Below are 2,271 nucleotides of genomic sequence, written 5' to 3'. Positions count from 1 at the left end.
GCACCGCGTGGAACCCGAAGTCAGTCGAGTCCAACTCAACCACGATCCACGCAGTCAGCACGACGATCCGTTGCTCGATAGCCTGCTGACGCTGTGTGTTCTGCACCAGAAACCCGCCAGCCGGGCGATGCTGACCACAGGTCTGCCATTGCCGTTGCAGCGCCTGAACGCCGAGCTGCTGCCCCGCGCCGCTGCCCGGGCCGGCCTGCAGGGGCGTTTGCTGCAGCGCAAGCTGGAGCAGATTCCGAGCATCGCCATGCCGGCCATGCTGCTGCTCAAGGAAGGCCGCGCCGCGGTATTGCTGGGCTGGGAAAACGACGACACCGCCCGCCTGCTGCTCAGCGAAAGCGATGGCGGCGAGGTGCTGATCAGCCGTGAGGCATTGGCCGGGGACTACAGCGGCAAGGTATTTTTCGCCCAGCCCCAGCACAAGTACGACGTCAACCACGGCAACCTGATCCCGCGTGCCCGCTCCTGGTTCCGCGACACCCTGCTGCGCAGCAAATGGCTGTACATCGACGCCATCGCCGCCAGCCTGGTGATCAACCTGATCGCCCTGGCCGCGCCATTGTTCGTGATGAACGTGTACGACCGCGTGGTCCCCAACCAGGCCACCTCGACCCTGTGGGTGCTGGCCGTCGGCATCGCCGGGGCCTACCTCTTCGACCTGATCCTCAAGGGCCTGCGCGGCCTGTGCCTGGACCTGGCCGGCAAGAAGACCGACCTGATCATCTCGGCCACACTGTTCGAGCGCATCGTCGGCATGTCGATGAAGTACCGCCCGGCGCGGGTCGGCAGCTTCGCCCAGAACATCCACGAGTTCCAGGGCCTGCGCGACTTCCTCGCCTCGCTGACCCTGACCAGCCTGATCGACCTGCCGTTCACCTTCATCATCCTGCTGGTCATCGCCATCATCGGCGGGCACCTGGTGTGGATTCCGATCCTCGCCTTCCCGCTGGCCCTGGGCATCGGTTACGCCCTGCAGCGGCCGCTGATGGCGACCATGGAGCGGACCATGGCCCTGGCCTCCGAGCGCCAGTCGAGCCTGATCGAAACCCTGGCCGGGCTGGATGCGGTCAAGGTCAACAACGCCGAAAGCGAACGCCAGTACATGTGGGAGCAGACCCTCGGCACCCTCAGCCGCCTCGAACTGCGGGTGAAGGTGCTGTCGAGCCTGGCGATGAACATCACCTTGCTGATCCAGCAGTTGGCCGGTGTGGCGATGATCTGTGTCGGCGTGTACCTGATCATCGACGGCAACCTCAGCATGGGCGGCCTGGTGGCCTGCTACATGCTCAGCGGCCGCGCGCTGGGCCCGTTGAGTTCGCTCAATGGCCTGCTGGCCCGCTATCAGCAGGCCAAGGTGACCATGGTGTCCACCAACCAGATGATGGAGCTGCCGCAAGAGCGCAATTTCGAAGAGCGCCCGCTGAGCCGCCAGGTGCTGCAGGGCGCCATCGAGTTCCGCGGGGTCGACTTCACCTACCCGAACCAGCAGAACCAGGCGCTCAAAGGCATCAACCTGAGCATCCGCCCCGGCGAGAAGGTCGGCATCATCGGCCGCAGCGGCTCGGGCAAGAGCTCGCTGGCCAAGCTGATTGTCGGCCTCTATGAAGCCGACAACGGCTCGTTGCTGGTCGACGGCGTGGACATCCGCCAGATCGACGTCAGCGAGCTGCGCCACAACGTTGGCTACGTTCCGCAGGACATCCAGTTGCTTGCCGGCACCCTGCGCGACAACCTGGTCAGCGGCGCACGCTACATCGAAGACGAACTGATTCTGCAGGCCGCCGAACTGGCCGGCGTGCATGAGTTCGCCCGCCTGCACCCGGACGGCTATGAGCTGCAGGTTGGCGAACGGGGCCAGAACCTTTCCGGCGGCCAGCGGCAGAACGTGGCCCTGGGCCGTGCCTTGCTGCTCAACCCGCAGATTCTGCTGCTGGACGAGCCAACCAGCGCGATGGACAACACGGGCGAAGAACGCCTCAAGCAGCGCCTGCAGGCGGTGATCGAGAACAAGACCGTGCTGCTGGTCACGCACCGGGCGTCGCTGCTGTCGCTGGTCGACCGTTTGATCGTCATCGACCGTGGGCAGATTGTCGCCGATGGCCCGAAGGCCGCCGTCATGGATGCACTGAAGAAGGGGCAGATCAGTGTTGCATAAGCTGGATATCGGTCGGTTCAAGGACGGCCTTCGTCGCTATTTCAAAGGCTCCGAATCGCTCAACGGGCAGCCGCTGCCCGAGGTCAACAAGGCGCTGATCGAGGACG

The 2,271-nt window shown here is 64.7% G+C and carries 1 protein-coding gene; it reads left to right on the top strand.

The features are described from left to right. Positions 1-7 precede the first annotated feature (7 nt). Entirely contained in the window at positions 8-2,164 is a 2,157-nt protein-coding gene (locus F3J44_RS29345) for a type I secretion system permease/ATPase (protein WP_167277994.1), read from the top strand. Positions 2,165-2,271 lie beyond the last annotated feature (107 nt).

It is taken from the genome of Pantoea sp. Tr-811 (assembly GCF_011752535.1).
In the GTDB taxonomy this organism is placed as follows: Bacteria; Pseudomonadota; Gammaproteobacteria; order Pseudomonadales; family Pseudomonadaceae; genus Aquipseudomonas.
This window is presented reverse-complemented; position numbering and strand designations above follow the sequence as displayed.